Source organism: Synechococcus sp. H55.11 (assembly GCF_047462475.1).
In the GTDB taxonomy this organism is placed as follows: Bacteria; Cyanobacteriota; Cyanobacteriia; order Thermostichales; family Thermostichaceae; genus Thermostichus.
Window position 1 is genome coordinate 1 of the sequence record NZ_JANSJI010000106.1, and the last position, 2,829, is coordinate 2,829.

4 protein-coding genes are annotated in these 2,829 nt (G+C 65.7%); 1 reads left to right on the plus strand and 3 read right to left on the minus strand.

Annotated elements, in window-relative coordinates:
• Positions 1–116 (plus strand): hypothetical protein (locus tag NW853_RS04635; protein ID WP_414348045.1); only part of this gene is annotated, 116 nt, incomplete at its 5' end.
• A 150-nt stretch (positions 117–266) separates the two neighbouring features.
• Here NW853_RS04635 and recF read toward each other — a convergent pair.
• The 3 genes from recF to NW853_RS04650 form a co-directional block, all read right to left on the minus strand.
• The gene (gene recF / locus NW853_RS04640) at positions 267–1,433 is read right to left on the minus strand and encodes a DNA replication/repair protein RecF (RefSeq protein WP_414332360.1); all 1,167 of its coding nucleotides are present in this window, start codon (positions 1,431–1,433) and stop codon (positions 267–269) included.
• 128 nt (positions 1,434–1,561) lie between these two features.
• Positions 1,562–2,254, minus strand: coding sequence for a DNA-binding protein (locus NW853_RS04645; protein ID WP_414348032.1), 693 nt, complete (start codon positions 2,252–2,254; stop codon positions 1,562–1,564).
• 66 nt (positions 2,255–2,320) lie between these two features.
• Positions 2,321–2,829, minus strand: a 509-nt coding sequence (locus NW853_RS04650; RefSeq protein WP_414348035.1) for a sensor histidine kinase, incomplete at its 5' end; no start/stop codon positions are given.

The following is a 2,829-nucleotide window of genomic DNA, read 5'->3' on the forward strand; positions in this document are numbered from 1 at the left end:
ACCGCATTCTCAAGGTGGCCCGCACCATCGCCGACCTGGAGGGCGCCGAGGCCATCGCCCCCACCCACCTCGCCGAGGCGATTCAGTATCGCAGCCTGGATCGCGGGCGGCTCTGAGCCCAAGCGCTCCGCGCCGCTCACACGACCACCCTCGGCCCCTCTCCCAGAGGCACCCTCACCCCCGGCCCCTCTCCCAGAGGGAGTCAGCCCTCACCCCCGGCCCCTCTCCCAGAGGGAGAGGGGAGTATGCTGGGGGATTGGCTTGCTTTAAGCCAAGGGGAGTGAGGCGGGGGAGGGAGAGATCTGCCCCTGGTGCACGTGAAGGATTTGCGCTCCCTTGAGCCAAGCGGTGTCAAAGGATCCTAGGTGGGTGGTGGTAACCAAAGTTTGCACCCGCTCTTGAATGGCCCCTAAGAGCTGGTTTTGGCGGTGCAGATCCAGCTCCGCCAGCACGTCGTCCAACAGCAGCAAGGGCGGATCCCCCTTCACCTGCTCAATCAGCTCCAGCTCCGCCAGTTTGAGGGCCAAGACCAAGGTGCGCTGCTGCCCCTGGGATCCGTAGGCACGAGCCAGCCGTCCGTCGAGGCTCAGCTCCACCTCATCGCGGTGGGGGCCGACCAGGGAAGTGCCCAAAGCCTGTTCGGCAGCAGCCTTGGCGCGGATCTCTGCCAAGAATTGGGCCTGAACCGCCGCGGGATCGGCCTGGGGATCCGGCAGGGGCACCTGGGGGCGATAGGTGAGGCTGAGGGTCTCCCGTCCGCCGCTGATGGTTTGGTGCCAGCGGGCGGCCAGGGGTTCTAGCCGCTGCAACAGCCGGGCGCGACGGCGCACGATACGACTGCCGCTGGTGGCCAGTTGTGCGTCCCAGAAGGCCATCTGAGAAGCTTTGTTGCTGGCGGCTCCTTGCGTCGGCGGGATGGAATCCTTGGGATCCTGCTTCAAGAGGGCATTGCGCTGCTTGAGGATCTGGCGATACTGCTCCACCAAGTCGGCATAAACAGGCTCCAGTTGGATTAACACCCCGTCTAGCCAATGGCGCCGCGCCTCTGGCCCCCCTCGCACCAGCTCCAGATCCAGGCTGGAGAACACCACGGCACTCACCTGCCCCAAAAAGTCAGATTGTCGCCGTAGCACCTGGCCGTTAACCCTCAGGGATCGCCCCCCCTGGCTGCGCAGCTCCATTGCCAGCTCGTGGGCCACCCCCAGCCGTTCCACGGTGGCGGCAATCCGCGCCTTCTCTTCCCCCTGCTGCACCAGCTCCCGATCCCGGCTGGCCCGCCGCGAGCGCAAGGTGGCCAAGAGCTCCACTGCCTCCAAAAGGTTGGTCTTGCCCTGGGCGTTCTCCCCCACCAGGATGGTCTTGGGCGCCTCGAAGGGGATCCCCTGATCCCGGTAGTTGCGGAAGTGCCACAGGTGCAGAAAACGCAGGTACACTCGACGAGGGTGGGCTATTGACTCTGGATTTCTGGGAACAAGAACGGCCCCCGCGGCGGGGGCCTTTACTCTAACGCAACTGCTGCAGGGTTAGGAGAAGAGAGCGGGCTGCCTCAACCAGGGGGCGCTTAGAGGCTGCCCAGGGATCCCAAACCGCTCAGGCGCTCTGCCGCCAACAGATACAACGCAGCGCGGGCCGAGTGGTGGGCAGCCTTGCTGCGGCTGTAGTCGGCGAAGGTGTAGCTGCCCGGATCGGTATTGACCCTGCTCAACAACTGCTGGGCTTGCTGCTGCAGCTCGGCCACAGGGCCGGCGGTGATGTTGGCGAAGGCCATCTCCGCCTGCAGCCGGCTGAGGGACTCTTGGGCGCGCAAGGGGGCCTCGAAGAAGGAACGGCCAGGACGGCTCCCAAAGCCCAACTCCGCTTCGTAGAGCGCCTTGGCGGCTTTGGCCAAGTTTTCCGCCGCTTTGGCCTGCTCGCGGACGGCGAAGACATTCCCCCTTTGCAGAGCGTTCTGGGCCTCGGCCAAGCTCTGGCGGCTCAGCTCCAGGAGACGGGCGGCTTCCGGAGAGGATCCCCGCTGGGCGAAGAAGCTGGCTTCCGCCAGGTGCCGCTGGGCTTTGGCCAGGTCGTGGTTGGCCCGCTCCAGCTCCCGCGGGCTCTGCCAACTCGGCTGCATTGGCACGGGGGCTGCGGTTCCAAGAGCCGGGCGGCGGCCCCGCTGGGCTTGCGCCGGGGATCCCAGCACCAGGGGAGTGAGGAGCAGCAAAATCGGCAGGGAACAGCCGAGGGCACCGGTGAAGGAAGCACGAATCGTCATGGTTACAAACTCCAATCGACAGGACAAGCCGGTTTGGGGTTGGCTCAGTGGGCTTTCCCTTGCGGCCTATCCTGAGGATGGCGAAAGAAAATGACGTGAAGATGACAAGGGCAGCTCCACTGTAAACACCGACCCCTCTCCCACTTGGCTGGCCACCCGCAGGGATCCCCGATGGGCGGTGACGATCTGGTGGGCCAAGGCCAGGCCCAGCCCAAATCCCCCTGTATGGCGGGCGCGGGCCGTGTCCACCCGGTAAAACCGCTCGAACAGGTGGGGCAAGTGCTCAGGCGGGATGCCGAGGCCCGTGTCCCTCACGTGGATGCAAACGCAATGGCGCCGGCTTTCCAGGCTCAGTTGCACCGTGCCGCCGGCGGGGGTGTACTGCAGGGCATTGCGCAGCAGGTTTTCAACCGCCTGCCGCAGCAGAGCCGCTTCCCCGCGCACCCGCCATTTCCCAGCAGGCCCCGGCAGGTCGCATTGCCAGCGAAGCCCCAGGGACTCCGCTTGGGGCCGGTATTGTTCGCCCAGCTCCTGCACCAGCTCCCGCAAATCCACCAGGGGCAGATCCTCCCAAG